Source organism: Corynebacterium sp. LaCa_70, from assembly GCF_058182015.1.
The window spans coordinates 1847558-1866252 of record NZ_CP190914.1 but is presented as its reverse complement, the minus strand read 5'-3'; the positions used below and the strand labels follow the sequence as shown (position 1 = coordinate 1866252).

Genomic DNA, 18695 nt, shown 5'->3' with positions numbered 1-18695 from the left:
TTAGCCGACGGCCTTTCCCCAACCTGCGACGAGCACCGGGTGCTGGGAATCGCGCTGTTCCAGGCTTGCTTGTGGATAGTCTTCCAACGAGCCTTCTGGCAGTTTGTCCAGGGCATCTTGATCGACGGTGCCAGCATCAATCATGGACTGCAGGCGTACTGGCTTGACGTAGCCATCCAACAGTAGGTTTTGGCCTTCATCGGAGAACAAGAACTCGAACCAGAGACGAGCCACCGCAGGGTGCGGCGCATCGTCGTTAATGGACGCTGCGTAATACGAGGACACAGTTTCGGAAGGCAGGGAAATCTGTAGATCGACGCCCGTGCCGTCGAGGTCCTCAGCGATTGGTGCTAAGAGGTAGTCCCAGTCGATCACGATTGGGGTTTCACCGGTTTCAATCGTGCCAGCCGAAGCTTCGACCGGCAGGAGGTTTCCGGAATCTGAAAGCTCGCTGAAGAAATCGAGTCCAGGCTGAATATCGTCGAGAGAACCACCATTGGCCAGGGACGCAGCCAGGACAGTCATGAATCCTGATTCGCCGGAAGTGGGATCTCCGGAGATAGCGATCTTGTCGTGGTATTCCGGAGAGAGTAGGTCTTCCCACTCGGTAGGGCACTGTTCTACGGCAGCGGCATCGCAACCAAAGGCCATGTTGCCACCAAGGTGGTTGTACCATGTGCCGTCGCCGGATTGCTTGTCATCGTCGATGTCAGCAACGGTTTCTGGGTAGTACTCCGCCAAAAGGTTGTCGTTTTTTGCGCCCTCTGCGAAGCTCATACCAGTATCAAGGTAATCCAGCGAGGTGTCCTGGCCCTGACGGTTTTTGACCGCGTTGACGAGGTCTTGGGACGAACCCGAGGAGACGTCGTTATTGATTTCGATGTCGTACTTTTCGCCGAACACTTTGAGCAGCTCGCCGTAGTTGGCCCAATCCTCGTAGAGGCCCATGACGTTAAAGGAACCTTCAGCTTGGGCAGTTTCTATCAAAGCGTCCATACCCCCGCCATCTTCAACTGAGGTTGCTTCGCGCCATTGTGCGCTGGCTTCAGAATCGCCACCTGCTGAGCACGAGGCGAGCACAATGCTCGATGCGGCTAGGGCAGCAATGCTGACTTTTTTGCGTGAAAAAGAGTGGAACTGGTTACCAAGCATGGTAAGGGGTACTTTCTGTGTCTGACTACGGGAGCGTGTGGTCGTACAGCAAAGCTCACTGGATAAACCTCACTAGTGAACTTTTCCCAATCATTATAGACAGACGGAAATGAACTGAAAGTTAACTGGCAAATCCTGGTAGGAAGCGTAAAACTAATCAGCTGTGCAGGCGTTCTTCTTCTGTCCAACTCAAAGGATTATTCGCCTGTGTATTCGTTACGGCTAATGCAACGCTTCCTTGCAGGTATTTATCTTCCGAATGTTCTAGAACCAGCCCGAATCGGTCTCTGCTGACGCGTTTATGCAGTAACAAAGGAGAACCGGGGGAGATCTCTAGGATTCGTGATTCTTCGTCATTTGCAGTGCCGACGCTAAAAACGTGGTCGGCAGCTACGAACTCGATCGAATATTCGGTCAATAACGCGTTAGTGACCGATGGGAGATCGGGTGCCAGATTTTCTACTAGCAACCCCACCCGTTCGGGGTAGTGAGTGTGTTCCAGTAATGCTGCTTTACCATCAATAGTGCGTTTTCGAACCACGGAGAGGACGTGTGTATCTGGGGCGATGTCCATGAGCCGCAAATCTTCTGGGCTGGCGGTTACCCACTCTTGCTTGATGACCAGACCGCCTGGGGTTTTTCCTTGCCCGTATGCCCATTGCGCAAAGCTGTGGAATTCATTGAACTGTGCGGCTTGCTTTGGATTACGGATTACAGTTTTCTTTGCGCCGCGCCGAGAGCTTAGAGTTCCTTCGTCGACCAGCACGTTGAGTGCACGGCGGATCGTGCCTGGGGCTACGCGAAAGCGTTCCGTAAGTTTTGCTTCTGAGGGAAGATAGCTCCCCTGAGGAAAAACCTGTGCGTCAATATCTGCACGAAGAGCATCTGCAATTGCTATATAGCGCGGGGTGCTGGTCATTTTTCGTCCTCAGAAAATGTACGGATGGGCAGGTGGGAGAGTGCTTAGCCATAGAATATATAGTGCCGCTGGCCTATATTTTGCAGCGTCCGGCTGTTAGTGCGGATGACAGTAGGATTACCGCTGGCCGGGCCCCATCATTTAGGAAGTCCGCGCGGCGCCAGACTTCAGAGCACCAGACGGCAGGAAAAATCCCGCAAGAAAAAACCCGCTAAGCACTAATCCCCAGATGACCGCGGCAGTGGTGCCGTCGACCAAGAATGGGAAGTTCCAGAGAGAAATGCCCAGCACCAGTAGCAAACCAATCCCGCCGAGAGCCGTTGCAAGCAGAACGCCGGTGTTGGCGCGTGGCGTGGTTGTTGCGTGCGCGCGGTAATTTTTCGCGAAACCGAGAATGCCGGCGCTGGTCAGCGTCATCATGAAGATCACGCCAACAGCACCGGCACCCGAGTACCAGGTATAAATCTGCAGTACCGGATCTAGTTGTGCGAGCGCCGAAACCGCCACGATGAGCGTGGTGGTGCCACTAACCCACAGCGATGCACGCGACGGTGCGCGGTGCGTCGCATGAACTACCGCCAGGCTGCGGGGTAGAACACCGCGTTGTCCCAATGTGAAAAGATACCTGGTTACGATGTTGTGGAACGCAAGCATGCAAGCGAACATGCTGGTGACGATGAGCACCTGAACCACATCAGCCATGATCGGGGCGACGACCTCACCGGCAAGCGCGATCACGGCTGTGTCCGGGTTTTGCTGGGCAATCGCGACGGCATCGTCGACGCCCAAGCCTGAGATAACTAGCCATGAGGACACAAAGTAGAGCGCGCCGATGATGCTTACAGCCAGAAATGTCGCGCGTGGGATCGTGCGTTCTGGGTCTTTTGCCTCGTTTCGGAAAACTGCGGTGGCTTCGAAACCGAAAAACCCGAGGAATGCGAATAATAGGCCCAGCCCGGGTGCTCCGCTTATGGCTTCGGAAGGACTGAACGGCTGGGTGGCAAGTTCATTGCCGGAGAGCAGGACACCGAGGTCGATGGCCACGACGGCGACGACTTCGAATATTAATACCAAGCCAAGCACTTTTGCGGATAGTTCAATGTCGTGAAAGCCTAGGTAACCCACGATCAGCAACATTATTGCTGAGATAAGCCACCACGGGAGTTCGATTCCGGTCCATGACTCTAATAGATTGCCTGCTTGCACACCTAGGTAACAGGTCATGGAAACCGTAAGCAGTATGTAGCTCAGTAATGCCACCGCGGCGGTTCCCAGCCCGGCTCGTTTCCCGAGCCCATGGTGAACGTAGGAATAGAATGCTCCCGCATCAGGAATTCGTGGGCTCATCCACGAAAATCCAACGGAGAAGAGCAATAAGATAACAGTGGCAACTGCGATCATTAATGGCGCACCGACGGAATCAGAAACTGTAAAGATGATAGGGAAATTAGCTCCGACGACGGTGATGGGAGCTGCTGCTGCAATCACCATGAATACGATGCCGGTGACGCCTAAACGGCGTTGCAGGGTGGTTTCCATGCGGAGTCCTCTGGGTAGTTCTTGGGATGTTGACGCTTGTCACTAAAAGTAGCGTTCCCGAAATCACCCATATCCGAGGGGTAGGTTGAGGAGTGCCCAAGCGGGTCCTCGACTGGCGGGATGGTCGGATCAGGGGTGATACGGGCGCGGCGGCACCACGTTTTGACGGTGTTGGCGTTGAGTTCCAGGTGGACGGCAATCGCCGCGTAGGTGACCCCGGCTCGACGCAGCACGGTGATCTGCTTCTGCTAGGTTGATGTCACTGTCGTCACCGGTTGGCTCCCTTCCATCCGAACCACCGACTTCGGCGGTCTCATCTGTCAGGCACCAGCCGCCAGGAAACCTGACGGGCCGCGAACGCCTGCTCACCCATACGCCCCCGAGCACCAACAAATCCGGACGGGTCAGAGGGCACACTGGTGTGTGAACGTACCGATGGCTCCGTGCCCCGTGCTCTTGCTTCGGCGTCATCAACCAGGTGGCCTTGTAATCAACATGACCGGTTCCGCTGCCCACCTCGGTGGGAGTCCAGGGCCGGTCTTCGTTTTCGTATCAAACAGGGGTTCGCGTGGAGCAGGGGAAGCAGTTCAAGGCCTACGGTGAACAGGTCGAATTGCTTCGTCAGCGTGGGATGCGAGTGAATGATCCCCAGCATGCTGAGACGCTGCTGGCGCGATTGAACTACTACCGCTTGTCCGGATACTGGTACCCGATGCGCCGTTTCTCTCAAAGCGACGGCACTGCCCGAGATGAATTCGTTGAGGGAGCATCGTTTGCCCTGGTGGTAGCCCTCTATGGGTTTGACGAACAATTGCGCCACAGCGTGTTCATCGAGCTTAGTCGCGCGAAGTTGGCCTGGGGTTGATGCCCAGGCATTTAATCATTGACCTCGGATGATTGTGTTGCAGGGAACAATGGATAAATTCGGATGAAATGAGGCTCGTAACGACGCTTCGCGCGAATAAAGCTTGCGACTTTTTCGCATGGTGCCATTTCATCGAAGCAGCCATTCCAGTAGCTTTCCCACCAACGCAATTGGGCGTTGTATCGAAAAGGAAATTCACTGTCCATTGGTGGGGAATGCCGGAAATGTATGGTGGCGGCAAGCTCTTCAAAGGCCATTCCTGCTGTGCGCGCCAGAAGTTCTTGTTCATTTCGGTAAAATCCGGATACATTCGGCAATGGAAATCCATACATATACGCGTAAAAGCCTACTAGTTCTGGTTTTTGTCCTTGGGGTGTTTCTATTTCAAAATCTGGATTGAAATGGACTGGTCGGCCTAGATTCAGTGTGGGATCAATTGTGTGGGCATATTGTTTGATCCATTCCAGTAGGGAGTCGTCGTCGAATATTTCGGGTTGCAGATATATGTGGTGGTGGAGAAATGGTGTAATTTGGGTGGCGATTTGAGATATTTTTGCGTGTATGATGCACCGCTGTATTGCTGCTTGGTAGCGGGGGTCAAAAAATGCGGCTTTATAAGCATCGTGGGCTTTTTTTGAGAGCGGTCTTGCCTAGTTTTCCTGTTACCTCCTCGGAGAATTGGATATTATTGAACAAGAGTGAATGGGTTTTGAATGCAAGTTGGTCTCGCAGATGCGATGGGCCCTGGACAAAGTAGTGGCCCCATGCTCTGGAGATGAGCGTGTAAACACATATTGACCTGGCATGATTCATAGTAGGTGTCCTAAGCGTTTCCATTGGTTGACATGATCGGGGAATTTCGCCACAACGGTGCTTTGTGGCCGTTTGGTGCTTTGTAACCCATAGTCTTCCTGAATGCCAGATTACGGATTGCTATTGATCCTCCCGTGAGTATGCGTGGCAGAGTCTCCGCAGCGGTGGCTGTGACAACCACGCTGGCGGCGCAAACTTCTTCGCTGCCTGCGTGTTCGTGCAGTTCATCTACGTTTTGCGTCGCGGTTACCCTTCGTGTTGCCGCGGGGTGCGGTGCCCGGCGTTGGGCTCGGTGTGTTGCGCGCAGCGTGCGCGCCAGTGAATACTTCCGCCTGCTTGGCGTCAGAAAGAACCTCATGTGCGTCGATAAGCAATCACTTCATGCCCTAAGCCTATGGGGTAAAGAATCGCAGCACTAGGCCGACGGTGAGTCGGAAGATTCAGTTCGGTGGTTGTCGCCACTACCGCCCTGTGCTTGTTGCTTCCGTTTAGAAAACCATAGCCACAGCACCAGAATTAAAAGAAACAGCAGTACCGCGATCGCCACGAACGCCAAAGAGATCACGACGGTATTGCGTGGTTCATCGAAAAAAATCATTACTACGACCGAAGCAGCGAAGATCGCAGCAAAAAAGGTGATTAGCCAATTCTTTTTCGTGTGCTCTTTAAAGGTCATGAGCACAATTTTAGTGCGAAATGCAAGGCGAAGGCAGAGTTTTCAGGCGAAACAAATATCACACTATAATCTACGTCTTTTGTAGCACCCAAAAGGAGCCAAATTAGGGCGAACTGGCTATTCTCCGAACGTTTTATGGGGTAATGATTAGACAGTAATAGGAATTTTTTGACCGGATTGGGAAAATAATGTCAGACGCGCAGAGGGCGTCCTATATGCAGGGCGCAGAGGACCGGGCAAAACCAGTTCTCAAACTCAACAGTGCATGGGTGCAAGGCGTTGCACTGACCATGCTCTTCGGTTTTTTCGTCATGGGGTTTTTGGCTTACCGCACGTATGACGCGTCCATGCCGCAGCCGCAACAAATCGTTTCCCAGGAAACTGGCGAGGAAATCCTGACCACAGAGCAGATAACGCATGGTCAGCAACTATTTCAAGCGCGTGGTTTGCAACAATACGGCTCAGTCATGGGGCACGGTGCATACTTAGGACCCGATTTCACGGCTGAGTACCTGCGTATGGCCACAGAGCATGCGGGAGAACAGAATACTGAAAATGGCATCCCGGATTTCATTTCTCCTGAAGCCACAGAAGACGAAGCCATTGTTGAGGAATTCCGTACCAACCGCTATGACGAAGAAACCGGCGTATTGGAATGGACCCCGAACCAGATTTCCGCGTTTGAAGAAGCCCAGCGGTACTACCGTGACTACTTTGGTGCTAATTCCGGCGATCACGGTTTGCCTTCGGACTTCATCACCAATGACGAAGATATCCATGACCTAACGGCATTTTTCGCCTGGACGGCGTGGGCTTCCGCCGCAGAGCGCCCCGGGCAAGATTACTCATACACCAACAACTGGCCCGCAGAGCCGCGCGTGGACAACAAGCCGACGGCAGATCTCGTCGTCTGGTCTGTGCTTTCGCTGATTGCACTCATCGGTGGCATCGGTCTAATTTTCGCCATTTACGGGCGCTGGTCTAAACAAATCGGTTGGCACGCAGAAGAAACCCCGAACTTGGATTTCAAACAACCAGGTGAGGTCAAACTTTCTAAATCGCAGAAAGTAGTTGCCTGGTTTGTGCTGGTCACGATGCTGTTGTTCCTCATTCAGGCACTTCTAGGTGCGGCCGTGCAGCACTACCGGGTGGAAATCGAAGGTTTCTTCGGTATTCCGTTGCAAGAAATCCTGCCATACAACGTCGCGCGTACCTGGCACTTACAGCTGTCCCTTCTCTGGACTGCGGGTGGATTGCTGGCAGCCGGCATTTTCTTGGCTCCTTTCATCGCGCGCCGTGAACCCAAAAGACAAAATTGGCTCACCTGGGCATTGTTGGGTGCTATTGCCTTTGTCGTTTTCGGGTCGATGGCCTTCGAATGGTTGTCATCGTTTGGACTCGTTCCTGAGGGAAGCATCTGGTCCCAGCAATGGGAATTTTTGGACCTGCCACGCTTCTTCCAAATCTTGCTGACAGTTGGCATGTTCATATGGATTTTCATGATTTTCCGGACCTTGCATGGCCGCTTGAAAACCGAGCACAAATCAAACATGCCGTGGCTGTTCTTCTTCTCCGGTCTGACTATTCCGGGCTTCTATGCCGTCGGCATGCTGGCTGGATCATCAACGCACCTGACCGTCGCTGAATTCTGGCGCTTCTGGGTTGTTCATCTGTGGGTCGAAGACTTCCTGGAACTCTTTACGACGATCATGGTTGCCTACGTTTTCGTGCTACTGGGTGTTATCCGTGAAAAGATCGCCCTGGGCATCATCTACCTGGACATAATTCTGTATTCCATTGGTGGCGTGATCGGCACTATGCACCACCTGTATTTCTCAGGTACGCCGGTAGAACATATGGCGCTGGGATCGTTCTTTTCTGCAGCCGAAGTCGTTCCGCTAACGTTGCTGACTGTCGAAGCGTGGACGTTTATGCAGCTTGGTTCCAAGCAACGTGCATCCGGCGATCGACCATTCCCACACCGTTGGGCCGTGATGTTCCTGGTAGCCGTTGGTTTCTGGAACTTCTTGGGCGCTGGTATCTTCGGTTTCTTGGTCAACCTGCCAATCGTGTCGTATTTCCAGATCGGTACCGCGCTCACCGCAAACCATGCTCACGGCGCCATGATGGGTGTCTACGGATTCCTGGCCGTCGGCCTGGGCGTATTCGCGCTCCGCTACCTAACCCCACCGAAATACTGGTCCGATAAATCGATGCAATGGAGCTTCTGGCTGCTTAATATCGGTCTTTTATGGATGGTCTTTATCTCGCTGCTACCGCTGGGTACACTGCAGCTTTATCACTCCGTTGCAGAAGGCTATGTAGAAGCCCGCTCGTTGGGATATATTACGCAGCCGGATAACGCAATCATCGAATGGTTGCGTTTGCCAGGCGATGTCATCTTCTTAGCTGGTATCCCAGGTTTGATTTGGGGAGCGTTTAAGGCCATTCGTCATAGCGGTGAGATTCCAACGATGCAGGACGAGGAAGAATTCCCAGTCACACCATTGTTTAGCAAGATCGAATCCGAAGAAAACCTGGAACCGGCCGGAGCAGGCACCGGTGGTTCTCCAGTCGGGTTGGTTTCCGGTGGCCATGGCCGTGTCGACAACCGCAGCGGAGCTGAGCTTTCAGAATCATTGCGTAAGCACAAAGGTGCTAATTCTTCCAGCTCTACCAAGTGGGGCGGTAGCTACAGCTCAGATAACCGTGACGCTGGCGACGGCGACCAAAGAAATGACAGTGAGTAAGTAATGGCATTACCTGCGGTATTTACGATTCTTAGTGCCATTTATGGTCTGTTTCTCTTGGCAGTCGCCTGGGGTTTTGACCGAATGGCACGGTCGGCATCGAATAAAACCGGAGACCAGGCTGGTGGGTTCCGCTACATGGAATCGCACGACGCCTGGCAGTGCCCGGAAGACCAGTGGCTGTGGCCATCGAGCTTTGACCCAGAAAACCGAGTCATGCGCTACCGCGGAAACCCGACGGTATGCAACACCTGTCCGGTCAAAGACGCCTGCACCGTCAGCGCGAAAGGTCGTGAAGTCACCCGCCAATTGGATCCATGGCCGCACTCGGAAACTGGTCGCTTCCACCGCGGCGTCTCCCTTGCGGTCGCACTGATGGGCTTTATCCTTCCGATCATGTCGTTACTGGTGCATTCAGACACCGCGGACCTGATTCTGACTGGGAGCGTGCTCATCATTCTGATCGGAGGCACCATGCCACTGGCGCGCCATCTCTGGACGACGCCGTCGAACTTCCCAGAAGCATTGCCCTCGATGGACAATATCGAAGCTGAAGTGACGGCGGCGGTGACCGATAAATACGGTGTGAAGTATCGTTCGACAAAAGAAGCGATCGCCGGTGTACGCGACGATGAAGTCACCCGTTTGGCGAAGAAATATGGGTCCGAACGCATCCGCGCTACTGGGGAGAACCACGAGGAAGTTATCGCTGCGAAATATAAGCACTACTACGGTTCTGATAAGCGGGCAGCTAGCAAATCCGCAGATAAAGAGTAAGGCACAGGCGAATCTACAATGAGCGCACTAGTATTTTGGCCGATTATGGCACTACTAGCACTGGGAGTGCTGGTAGTTATCATCAGCTATTCATTCAAAGTAATTAAACAGTACGAGCGTGGTGTGGCGTTCCGTTTCGGACACTTGCGCCCGCTAATGGAACCTGGTGGGCACTGGATCATCCCGGTGATTGACAAAATGGAACGCGTCGACCAGCGTGTGGTTACGCTAACTATTCCGCCGCAGGAAATTATCACTAAAGACAATGTATCGGTGCGAGTCAACGCCGTCGTCATGTTTGAGGTTACCGATTCCATCAAGGCCGTGCTGCAGGTGGAAAACTACGCGGTGGCAACCTCGCAGATCGCGCAAACCACCCTTCGTTCCCTGCTGGGACGTGCTAGTTTGGATGATCTTTTAGCTCATCGTGATGAGCTCAACGAAGATTTGCGTCGCATTATCAACGGTCAAACACATCGTTGGGGTGTGGAGACCCGTATCGTAGAGATTAAAGACGTGGAAATTCCAGAGCTCATGCAACGCGCATTGGCACGCGAGGCCGAGGCCGAGCGTGAGCGACGCGCAAAGGTAATTTCTGCGCACGGTGAGTTGCAGTCCTCCAAGGAACTGCGTGAGGCTGCCGAGGAACTACAGAAGGCACCGGCTGCGCTTCAATTGCGGTACCTGCAGACCATCCTGGAGCTCGGGGCAGACCAAAACTCGACCGTAGTCTTTCCGTTGCCTATCGATATTTTGGGTGGCTTTATGGACAACATGGGTAAATTCCAAAAAGGCTTTGCTGACCTAAACCAAAACCTGAGTTCCTTGGTGGGCAGCGGGCCTAGTGATAAAAACGTCGGGAAAGAACGCGGTGTGGCCAGCGATGATGCTGGCGCACATGCGGCGGAAAATGCGTCGGAGCATGCCGATGCCGCTGGTATGAACGCGGGCGAGTTCACCTCGATGGATTTACGCCCGGAAGCAGCCGAGTACAAGCGTGCCGACGAGCTTGCCGCAGATGATAAGACCAGTGACGGGAACCATCGGGCCTAAACCAAACGTTGGTCTTTGCTTGGCCGTACAGTTATTTTTCCAGCCGCAGTGGTTGCGCTGCGGCTATCGCTTTCTGTAGGCCGCAGGCTCAAGCTGTAGCCCAGGCAGGATTTTTCACAGGCGGATTATTCACAGGCTACGCCGTCCTTGTCTCGGTCCAGCTGTGAGCGATAGCCCGGATCGCCTGCGTGCAGGGGAGCGGCACCGGCTGCACGAGCGGCCGCACAATTTTGGAAATACGTCTCGCCGCCGGGCGCCGCCGCTGGGGCAGCAGGAGCAGGTGCCTCGACTTGTGCCGGTGCCACCGGGTGTTCGTTCATCTCGGGATTCGTCCCCGGAGCCTCCGGTACTGGTGGCTGACCTGCTGGTGCTTCCTGAGCACGCGGGAAGCGATCGTCGTAGCGTTCCGGAAGCACCGTACCATTGCCACGCTCAGAATGTTCGTGCGCGTTGACCTCGGCTGGGTTTTCCGCTGCGTCTTCAGCACGTGCTTCTTCTATGGACGATGCTGACGCGGTTGCAGTTTCCGTGAATGTTTCCGTTGACGTTTCGGTAACCATTGCTTGGCCCGTTGAAGAATCCACATCCGTGCACGATGCTAAGAGAATGCACGTGGTAGAAAGCGTCGCTAAGAGTGTTTTGCGCAGGGAATTCACATGTGGCCATATTTCCTGATGTCTACCTCTAAAGCAACTCTTACCTTGTTCAAAAATAAGCCATGCATATAATGGCGCTTATGACTATTGCAAAGACTTCCCGTCGCCGTACGCTTCGTTCCGCAGCCCTGGGCATCACCGCTGCTTCCGCACTGGTGCTGGCTAGCTGCTCTTCTGAAGAAGCTAAAGACACCGCCGCCTCTGTCACCTCCGAGGCTGCCGACGCCGCAGAGTCTGCCACCGAAGCCGCTGGTGACGCTGCTGAATCCGCCACCGAAAAGGCGAAAGAAGCCGGTGATAAAGCAATGCAGGCCATTGACGCTGAAATGCGCGTGACCCCAGACCCAGAAGCTGGTGTGGAAGCAGACAGCGAACTGAAAATTGAACTGTCTGGTCTGAACCCAGAGCAAGGCTACTACGTCGCTATTTGTGCTGACGACGAAAACGACTCTGAAGGCCGTCCACCACTGTGCACCGGTGACCACGGCGACGAAGCTACCCAGGCATGGGTCAAGACTGAGGGCGGCACCGTCGACATGAACGAAGACGGCACCGCTACCGTCACCCTGCGCGCCACCCCAACCGGCGAAGGCGTCGACTGCACCACCCAGGACTGCAACGTGCAGTTGTTCGGTGACCACACCGAAGGCTTCAAGCGCGTCGAAGAAACTGAGATCAAGTTCGTCTAAGAGGCCAGCCTAATTCCACGGTGAGTGTCGATCCGAGCTTGCCTAAAGACGGTAAGCATAAGTAATCCCGATGTTATTCATGAAAGCCTTGCCTTTGTAAGTGAGGCTCATATAATCTGAGTAAGTTACGGCCAAGAGCTACATTACTGAAAGGATTTTTATGCTTACTAAAAATGGCACAAAGCCGAATACCGCCAGAGCGCTAGCTGTAGCCAGTGCTCTGGCATTTTTTATCAGTGCGTGCAGTGCCGAAAACGGTGCCGATACTTCTACAGATGGTTCCTCGGCCTCCGGAGATACAGATACAAATGTAGAAGGTGTTACTTTCCAGCACCCAACTATCGAAGGTCTCAACCTAGAATTCGAAAAGCAGCCAGAACACCTGGTTATGGACTGCTACGCCTATAGCGCGTTAGAACATCTGGATATTACTCCAGACGCCGTCTTTGGATACGATTGCGACAATCCCTGGGTCATGGGTGATACCGACATCAGCGAAGTTGAACAAATCGGTAAAGATGGCGAGATTGACATGGAAAAGCTCGCGCAGCTTCGCCCTGACGCCGTCATCGGACATGGTGATGCCGATGGCTGGAGCTGGTTTGATGACGATGTCAATAAGCAACTTACGAGCGTCACAACGTTTATTCCCTTGCCTGATGGTGACAGTATTGAGGAAAACTTGGACGGCACGGAAAAACTCGGGGAATTTCTGGGAGCTGATCTGAGCGATGAAAAGCTGAGCACAGCCAGAGAAGATTTTAAATCTGCTAAAGAAGATTTTTCCAAAGCAGTTGAGGGCAAAGAGCTAGATTTTATGCTTACCAGCCCGACCAAAGAAATGCTCTACACGGCTGTGGGATTTAACCACGCTAACTTCTTAGAGGAACTAGGTGCCAATATTGTTGGTGCGCAGCCACCAGCAGAAGGTAACCCGTGGGGCAAAGTGGCATGGGAAGAAGCCAGCAGCTATCCAGCTGATGTCATCTTGGTAGAAGGTTTGGATGAACAACAACCATTTTCTGCAGAACTGTGGGATAGTCTGCCTGCGGTAGAAAATGACCAGTTGGCCGGATGGTCTTCAAAAGGTGCGATGACTTATTACGCATTTGCTAAGTGGCTGCAAGGGCTTGCACAGCAGGTCAAAGAATTCGACAAGCTACATTAGGTGCGGGTTTCGTGCTGTTCCGGTTTCGTTTCACCGGGGTGTTTCTGCTGACTGTTCTCACACTGGGGGCTTTGTTATTAAGCCTCGGCGTGGGGGCGAGAGCACTTGCTCCTGATGAAGTGCTGCATTATTTGTTTCATCCAGAATCAAGTGATCCGCTGTCCCAGGTTGTGTGGCAATCACGGGTGCCGCGAACTGTACTTGTGCTTTTAGCTGGCGCTGGTTTCGGTGTCGCTGGCGGTTTGATGCAAGCGGTCACGCGCAATCCGCTAGCTGACCCGGGGATTCTAGGGGTTAATGCGGGAGCGTCCTTGGCGGTCGTGGTGGGTTTGGCCTTTTTGGGGCTTACAGATCTGCGCAACTATATGTGGTTTGCTCTGGTCGGTGCATTTGCCACTTCTGTAGTGGTCTTTGTGGTTGGTAACGCGGGGAAAAATCATGGTCATGCTGTTCGGATGACCTTGTCTGGTGTCGCGTTGGGTGCGGTGCTTAGCGGTCTCAGTTCCGCGATTCTACTGACAAATTCAGATGTGTTGCGCCGTATGCGCGGCTGGGCTGCGGGGACTACTGCTTCACAGTCGCTTGACGACGCATTGCTGGCATTACCATGGATCATTGGCGGTTTGGTTATTGCGTTGTTGAGTACCCGAGCTCTCGACGTTTTGGCGCTGGGGGAGGCAAGCGCAGTGGCAATGGGCGCACGCCCAAACAGGATTAGACTGGTTGCTTTGGTCGCAATTACTTTGTTAGCTGGTGGAGCAACTGCAGCTACTGGCCCCATTGGCTTTATCGGGTTATTGGCACCTCATCTCGCCAGGATGTTGATTGGACCTCACCAGGGCTGGATCACTGTATATTCTCTATTTTTAGGGACCATTGTGGTGGCTTTGAGTGATGTTTTAGGGCGTGTACTCACTGAAGGAGAGGTGCCCGTCGGGGTGGTGACTGCATTTATTGGTGCCCCGGTGCTGATTTGGATGGCACGGCGATTCCGTCTTAATGAATTGTAGGCTACGCGTGGAAAAACACATAGATTTTGGTCGGCGTTGTTACGAAGTGCAGGTCGTGAGGAATGCCAATGGCATTTGGCGCATTGATGCTCGGGCACTGTGGACTTGCATTGCTGTGTGGATAGCGATTTTTTGCTTAGCAGTATATGCACTCTTTACTGGCTCTGCGTCGGTGAAAATCACGGAAACTTGGAATGCGATTCTGGGAAACGGTGACGAATTCAGCACCATGATTGTCATGGAATGGCGGGCGCCTCGCATTCTTATTGCGATTTTGCTTGGTGCTTCGCTAGCAGTGAGCGGTTCAATATTTCAGACGCTGACGAACAATGCTCTTGGCTCTCCCGATGTGATTGGTTTTCAAACCGGTTCCTATACCGGTGCCTTGTTCGTCATGCTGGTGCTTGGTGGTGGCTCGGTGAAGGTCATGGTCGGTGCTCTGCTAGGCGGAATAATCACTGCGTTGTTGGTTTTTGCGTTAGCCACGCGAAATGGAACTGCGCGCGGAGTGCGGTTGATCATAGTTGGTATTGGGATAAGCGCTATGTTGGCGTCATTGAACACGTGGATGCTGTTGACTGCCACTGTTGAAGATGCGCTTATGGCTAGCCTCTGGGGCGCGGGTAACTTATCAGGTTCAACTTGGTTTGATGTACGCCTTATTCTCGTGGGTGCCGTGATATTTGGCTTCGCAGCGGTGTGCCTTTCACGGCCGATGCGCATTATGCAAATCGGCATCCCTTTTGCAACGGCTCTGGGTTTACAGGTGCATCGGGTGCAATTAATCGCGGTTGTAGTGGGGATTGGCTTGATCGCGGTCTCGACCTCGACAGTGGGCCCGATCGCGTTTATTGCCTTGGCTTCTCCACATATTGCTCGTCGGGTGGTCCGTGCCGATGGGTTGGTACTAGGTACGTCGGCTACTGTTGGAGCGTTCTTATTGTTGCTCGCCGATGTCATTGCCCAACGCATTTATTCAGAATCACCGCTTCCAGTGGGAATTGTTACTGTATCGATTGGCGGCATTTATTTCTTGTGGTTGCTGCTTCGGGAAGGAAAAACACGATGACAAGGTTGTCTGCTGTCGATGCCAGTTTGGCGTATGACTCTACGATAATCTCGCGGGCCTTGTCGGTGGAGATTCCTGATGAAAAATTCACTGTAATCGTGGGTCCAAATGCCTGTGGGAAATCCACACTTCTTAAGGCGCTAGCGCGTTTATTGCTACCCACTGAGGGGCATATCATGCTTGATGGGGACATAATCCAAAATCTTCCGACAAAAACGGTGGCCCGAGAAATTGGTTTATTGCCGCAAGGCCCAGTCGCGCCAGAGGGAGTGCGTGTGGTGGATTTAGTGAACCGTGGCCGTTATCCTCACCAGAAGCTTTTCAGCCCGTGGACGCACGAAGATGATGTAGCTGTCGCACGCGCTATGGAAGCAACTGGGGTGCATGCACTTTCGGGAAAGATGGTTGATGAATTATCGGGTGGGCAACGCCAGCGTGTGTGGATGGCAGTGGCCTTGGCACAAGAAACAGATATCTTATTGCTCGATGAGCCGACAACGTATCTCGATCTCAATCATCAAATCGAATTGCTGGAACTGTGCCGGCGATTGAATCGCGAAGAAGGCACAACGATGGTGGCCGTTTTGCATGATCTCAATCAAGCCGCGCGTTATGGTGACCACATCATTGCGATGAAGGATGGCAGTATCGTTGCTCAGGGGAGCCCGGAAAAAGTATTTACAGAGGAGTTACTTGCCACAGCATTCCGGGTGAATGCGAAAGTCATCTGCGACCCTGAGTCACAAACACCACTGGTTATTCCACGTTGGGATCATCGTGGATCCTGATTTATAGGGAATGCGGAGAGGACACTATTTAGGAGGACGGTGTCTGTGCAATTGTTCGAATCATGGTCGGTAGACCAGCTCAAAGCTGAACGTGATCGTGTCGAATCGCAAATGGCTCCATTTACGGTTGAAATTCTTCGACGGCTTCGAGAATCAGATTCTCTTGAATTCGAAGAGCAACGGTTGCTGGAGCAATACGAAACTCTGACCTGGCTTATTTACGGATAACTTACACTGACCCGAGGCGCCGTGTTCCAGGCGCATTCATTCAGCGAAAGGTAACCTGGGCTGCTATGAACCCAGTGTCGATGAAACTGATCAAAGCGCGTTATCTTTCAGGTCTGCCCTGGGCCGTATTATTTATTGGCGGCTCCATCGCAGCCGCCGTGTTCTGGAGCAGTTGGCTGTGGATCGCCACCGCCGTCATCGTCGCCTTCGTCCTTTTCCGCATCTGGCTCATTCCACGGCAGGTGAAACTGCTTGGCTGGAAAGAAACTGACGATGAACTTCTGATCACCCGCGGCAAAATCTGGCATACCTTTACCGTCGTGCCGTATGGGCGGATTCAATTCGTGGATGTTTCTGCCGGCCCCATCGATAAACTCTTTGGCTTAAAAAACGTGAAGCTGCATACGGCTTCGTCTTCGTCTGATTCCGATGTTCCTGGGCTTGCAGCTGTCGACGCCGACGCGTTGCGGCAACGCCTGTCCGAAAAGGCCCGCGAGAGGATGAGTGGCCTATGAGCGAAGCAGATAACGCACAGCCAAACGGTGCACAGAGTTCACAGCAACAGAGCTCACACCCAGCGGCCGAGGTACAAACCAACCAGCAGCAGTGGCACCGCGTCCATTTCCTCACTCCGATCCTGGAGTTCTGGTCGCTGCTCGTTGGTTTGGCCGTCGTCATTTTCGTCAACATTAATTCGACGATTATCAACACGGTCTCCAGTTGGGCAGATGGCGAACACCTGACCGACTTGCTGGTTGGCACCGCGATTCTGCTCGGCATCGCGGTACTCATCGTGGGACTGTCGTATTTCTGGTGGCGGGCCATGGGCTTCCGGCTTGACGACGAAGAAATCGCGCGGAAAAAGGGCGTGTTTTCTACCCAAGTGCGCTCGGCACGGTTCAATCGCATCCAAGCCGTCGACATCGTCGAGCCGTTCGTCGCCCGCATCTTTGGCCTCGCGAAAGTCCGCGTCGAGACGGCCGGCGGCTCGGATTCTGTAATTGAAGTCGAATATCTGCGCAAGAAAGAAGCAGAACGCCTACGCGCGGAAGTTCTGCAGCGCGTGCGTGGTGAAAAATCAACCGAGCCTGATACCGCGCACTCGGGCATCGCAGAACCCGGTGCACCGGAAGCGACGCCGGCAGAAACCCCAGCCGGTGATGCCGCGCAAACACACAAGCCTGATCTCGCCCATCCGGCTCATTCGACTGACCAGTCGAACCGCGTAATCATCCCGCCGATTCCCGACGGACGGGTGCTCGGCTCACGGGCGCTGCGTCCCAGCACCGTGATCGCGGCTTTCGTCGTACTTGCCCAGCTGTTTACCCCTCTGAATATCATTTCCAGTTTCGTCATCGTCTTTGCCGCCCTGGGCACGTTGCTTGGCCACCTCAACAACGCGTGGCAATTCACCGCCACGCTCAACGAGACCGGCGGGCCGAACAACTCTCCGTCCCTCGACATCGCGTACGGGTTAACCAGCAGGCGTCGGCAATCAGTGCCGCTGAACCGCATTCACGCCGTCGAAATCAGCCAACCCGTCCTGTGGCGGCTGACTGGCTGGTGGATCGTGCAGGTAGACGTCGCAGGTTATGGCGCGCTGTCCGGTAGCGATTCCGGCTCCACGATGATCTTGCCCGTTGGCAGCAAACAACAGGCCCAACAGATCGCCGCACTGGTCACCCCGCTTGCCGACGAGCAGCTTGCCGAGTTTGCCCGGCCAGACGGTTTCACCCGCCCCCGGTACACCTCGCCGAAACAGGCCCGTTGGTGCTCGCCGATTGATTACCAACAACAGGGCGTCACGCTTGTCGACGACGCCGTGATCATCCACCACGGGCGAATTGGGCGTAAGGTTGCCATCGTCGCTGAGCCGCACATCCAAGAGCTCTCGTTGCGCAGGGGGCCGATACAGGCGCTGCTTGGTTTGCGCAGTTTACGCCTGGACCTGGTCGGCGGGCCAGTGAGCATGGTAGGTGCGGATCTTTCCCCAGGCGATGCCGAAGAACTCCTCGAATACTTGCGCCAGCGCACGTTGCCAGAACTAGAACAGGCGGGGACTTTTCACTAGATTCCGCCACTAAAACCCAACTGCCGCCACGCCTCAAATACCGCGACGGCCGCTGAATTCGACAGGTTCATCGACCGGCGCGCCGGCAGCATGGGAATGCGCACCTGCTCGGTCACCCGCGGGTGCGCAAGTGCCTCAGCTGGCAGACCGGTGGGTTCTGTGCCAAAGAGTAAAATATCGCCGTCTTGGTAGTTGACGTCGGTGTGAAAAGTACTGGCACCAGTGCTAAAAGCAAAGAGCCGGCCGTCGGCAAGCGAATCCAAGCACGCATCCAAGTTCGGGTGGATCTGCAGATCCGCCAAATCGTGATAATCCAGCCCCGCGCGTTTCAAATGCTTATCGTCGAAATTGAAACCCAGCGGCTCCACCAAATGCAGGTGGGCGCCGGTTACCGCAGCTAAACGGATCGCGTTGCCGGTATTCGAGGGGATTACCGGATTATCAAAGACAACATGCAAATCGGCCATGGCAA

19 protein-coding genes and 1 pseudogene are annotated in these 18695 nt (G+C 53.8%); 12 read left to right on the top strand and 8 right to left on the bottom strand.

Features of this window, described 5'->3' with window-relative positions:
* The 4 genes from ACP8MI_RS08485 to ACP8MI_RS08470 all read right to left on the bottom strand — a co-directional run bounded on the left by ACP8MI_RS08485 (position 1) and on the right by ACP8MI_RS08470 (position 3843).
* On the bottom strand, positions 1-1152 hold the full coding sequence (locus ACP8MI_RS08485) for an extracellular solute-binding protein (protein WP_018121393.1): 1152 nt from the start codon (positions 1150-1152) through the stop codon (positions 1-3).
* 157 nt (positions 1153-1309) lie between these two features.
* Complete coding sequence (locus tag ACP8MI_RS08480; RefSeq protein WP_018121394.1) at positions 1310-2071, bottom strand: GntR family transcriptional regulator; 762 nt, start codon at positions 2069-2071, stop codon at positions 1310-1312.
* Positions 2072-2212: 141 nt separating this feature from the next.
* The gene (locus ACP8MI_RS08475; protein WP_284589586.1) at positions 2213-3610 is read right to left on the bottom strand and encodes an APC family permease; all 1398 of its coding nucleotides are present in this window, start codon (positions 3608-3610) and stop codon (positions 2213-2215) included.
* On the bottom strand, positions 3583-3843 hold the full coding sequence (locus ACP8MI_RS08470; protein ID WP_126844074.1) for a hypothetical protein: 261 nt from the start codon (positions 3841-3843) through the stop codon (positions 3583-3585). Before ACP8MI_RS08470 ends, ACP8MI_RS08475 begins: the two co-directional genes overlap by 28 nt.
* A gap of 404 nt (positions 3844-4247) precedes the next feature.
* Here ACP8MI_RS08470 and ACP8MI_RS08465 point away from each other — a divergent pair, with 404 nt between their 5' ends.
* A complete protein-coding gene (locus tag ACP8MI_RS08465) occupies positions 4248-4475 on the top strand; it encodes an Abi family protein (protein ID WP_249606010.1) in 228 nt (75 codons plus the stop codon).
* 11 nt (positions 4476-4486) lie between these two features.
* On the opposite strand, the gene ACP8MI_RS08460 is transcribed toward ACP8MI_RS08465, so the two are convergent.
* Both ACP8MI_RS08460 and ACP8MI_RS08455 read right to left on the bottom strand, forming a co-directional pair.
* The gene (locus tag ACP8MI_RS08460; RefSeq protein WP_337891872.1) at positions 4487-4792 is read right to left on the bottom strand and encodes a hypothetical protein; all 306 of its coding nucleotides are present in this window, start codon (positions 4790-4792) and stop codon (positions 4487-4489) included.
* Between the two features lie 911 nt (positions 4793-5703).
* Entirely contained in the window at positions 5704-5964 is a 261-nt protein-coding gene (locus ACP8MI_RS08455) for a hypothetical protein (protein ID WP_039734263.1), read from the bottom strand.
* 215 nt (positions 5965-6179) lie between these two features.
* On the opposite strand from ACP8MI_RS08455, the gene ACP8MI_RS08450 reads away from it, so the two are divergent.
* The 3 genes and pseudogenes from ACP8MI_RS08450 to ACP8MI_RS08440 form a co-directional block, all read left to right on the top strand.
* Positions 6180-8714 (top strand): nitric-oxide reductase large subunit, encoded by a 2535-nt coding sequence (locus ACP8MI_RS08450; protein WP_337891871.1) that lies wholly within the window; start codon positions 6180-6182, stop codon positions 8712-8714.
* A gap of 3 nt (positions 8715-8717) precedes the next feature.
* Positions 8718-9491, top strand: coding sequence for a hypothetical protein (locus ACP8MI_RS08445; protein ID WP_018121401.1), 774 nt, complete (start codon positions 8718-8720; stop codon positions 9489-9491).
* A gap of 45 nt (positions 9492-9536) precedes the next feature.
* Positions 9537-10265, top strand: a pseudogene (locus tag ACP8MI_RS08440) (SPFH domain-containing protein); the annotation flags it as partial.
* A gap of 404 nt (positions 10266-10669) precedes the next feature.
* Here ACP8MI_RS08440 and ACP8MI_RS08435 read toward each other — a convergent pair.
* Complete coding sequence (locus ACP8MI_RS08435; RefSeq protein WP_239658412.1) at positions 10670-11128, bottom strand: excalibur calcium-binding domain-containing protein; 459 nt, start codon at positions 11126-11128, stop codon at positions 10670-10672.
* 152 nt (positions 11129-11280) lie between these two features.
* Between ACP8MI_RS08435 and ACP8MI_RS08430 the strand changes: the two genes are divergently transcribed.
* The 8 genes from ACP8MI_RS08430 (at position 11281) to ACP8MI_RS08395 (ending at position 18223) form a co-directional block, all read left to right on the top strand.
* Positions 11281-11889, top strand: a complete 609-nt coding sequence (locus ACP8MI_RS08430) for a neocarzinostatin apoprotein domain-containing protein (RefSeq protein WP_039734271.1) — start codon at positions 11281-11283, stop codon at positions 11887-11889.
* A 160-nt stretch (positions 11890-12049) separates the two neighbouring features.
* The gene (locus ACP8MI_RS08425; protein ID WP_284589589.1) at positions 12050-13057 is read left to right on the top strand and encodes an ABC transporter substrate-binding protein; all 1008 of its coding nucleotides are present in this window, start codon (positions 12050-12052) and stop codon (positions 13055-13057) included.
* Positions 13006-14067 carry a FecCD family ABC transporter permease gene (locus tag ACP8MI_RS08420; protein WP_284595059.1) on the top strand — a complete coding sequence of 354 codons (1062 nt, stop codon included), beginning with the start codon at positions 13006-13008 and terminating at the stop codon, positions 14065-14067. The genes ACP8MI_RS08425 and ACP8MI_RS08420 overlap by 52 nt, the downstream gene beginning before the upstream one ends.
* A 7-nt stretch (positions 14068-14074) precedes the next feature.
* Positions 14075-15136, top strand: coding sequence for a FecCD family ABC transporter permease (locus ACP8MI_RS08415; protein ID WP_236588446.1), 1062 nt, complete (start codon positions 14075-14077; stop codon positions 15134-15136).
* Entirely contained in the window at positions 15133-15924 is a 792-nt protein-coding gene (locus ACP8MI_RS08410) for an ABC transporter ATP-binding protein (RefSeq protein ID WP_053084966.1), read from the top strand. The genes ACP8MI_RS08415 and ACP8MI_RS08410 overlap by 4 nt, the downstream gene beginning before the upstream one ends.
* A gap of 45 nt (positions 15925-15969) precedes the next feature.
* Complete coding sequence (locus ACP8MI_RS08405; protein ID WP_239211561.1) at positions 15970-16152, top strand: hypothetical protein; 183 nt, start codon at positions 15970-15972, stop codon at positions 16150-16152.
* A gap of 65 nt (positions 16153-16217) precedes the next feature.
* Complete coding sequence (locus tag ACP8MI_RS08400; RefSeq protein ID WP_049150194.1) at positions 16218-16667, top strand: PH domain-containing protein; 450 nt, start codon at positions 16218-16220, stop codon at positions 16665-16667.
* Complete coding sequence (locus ACP8MI_RS08395; protein WP_284589591.1) at positions 16664-18223, top strand: PH domain-containing protein; 1560 nt, start codon at positions 16664-16666, stop codon at positions 18221-18223. Before ACP8MI_RS08400 ends, ACP8MI_RS08395 begins: the two co-directional genes overlap by 4 nt.
* Here the strand turns inward: ACP8MI_RS08395 and ACP8MI_RS08390 are convergent.
* The gene (locus tag ACP8MI_RS08390) at positions 18220-18690 is read right to left on the bottom strand and encodes a tRNA (cytidine(34)-2'-O)-methyltransferase (RefSeq protein WP_018121411.1); all 471 of its coding nucleotides are present in this window, start codon (positions 18688-18690) and stop codon (positions 18220-18222) included. The two genes, ACP8MI_RS08395 and ACP8MI_RS08390, sit on opposite strands and share 4 nt — an antisense overlap.
* Between the last annotated feature and the right edge of the window lie 5 nt (positions 18691-18695).

Excerpts from the sequence above, each read along its gene's own strand:
- ACP8MI_RS08450 (WP_337891871.1), top strand. The coding sequence starts at position 6,180 with ATGCAGGGCGCAGAGGACCGGGCAAAACCAGTTCTCAAACTCAACAGT.
- ACP8MI_RS08390 (WP_018121411.1), bottom strand. The coding sequence starts at position 18,690 with ATGGCCGATTTGCATGTTGTCTTTGATAATCCGGTAATCCCCTCGAAT.
- ACP8MI_RS08395 (WP_284589591.1), top strand. The coding sequence starts at position 16,664 with ATGAGCGAAGCAGATAACGCACAGCCAAACGGTGCACAGAGTTCACAG.
- ACP8MI_RS08485 (WP_018121393.1), bottom strand. The coding sequence starts at position 1,152 with ATGCTTGGTAACCAGTTCCACTCTTTTTCACGCAAAAAAGTCAGCATT.
- ACP8MI_RS08410 (WP_053084966.1), top strand. The coding sequence starts at position 15,133 with ATGACAAGGTTGTCTGCTGTCGATGCCAGTTTGGCGTATGACTCTACG.
- ACP8MI_RS08455 (WP_039734263.1), bottom strand. The coding sequence starts at position 5,964 with ATGACCTTTAAAGAGCACACGAAAAAGAATTGGCTAATCACCTTTTTT.
- ACP8MI_RS08400 (WP_049150194.1), top strand. The coding sequence starts at position 16,218 with ATGAACCCAGTGTCGATGAAACTGATCAAAGCGCGTTATCTTTCAGGT.
- ACP8MI_RS08445 (WP_018121401.1), top strand. The coding sequence starts at position 8,718 with ATGGCATTACCTGCGGTATTTACGATTCTTAGTGCCATTTATGGTCTG.
- ACP8MI_RS08430 (WP_039734271.1), top strand. The coding sequence starts at position 11,281 with ATGACTATTGCAAAGACTTCCCGTCGCCGTACGCTTCGTTCCGCAGCC.
- ACP8MI_RS08425 (WP_284589589.1), top strand. The coding sequence starts at position 12,050 with ATGCTTACTAAAAATGGCACAAAGCCGAATACCGCCAGAGCGCTAGCT.
- ACP8MI_RS08475 (WP_284589586.1), bottom strand. The coding sequence starts at position 3,610 with ATGGAAACCACCCTGCAACGCCGTTTAGGCGTCACCGGCATCGTATTC.
- ACP8MI_RS08480 (WP_018121394.1), bottom strand. The coding sequence starts at position 2,071 with ATGACCAGCACCCCGCGCTATATAGCAATTGCAGATGCTCTTCGTGCA.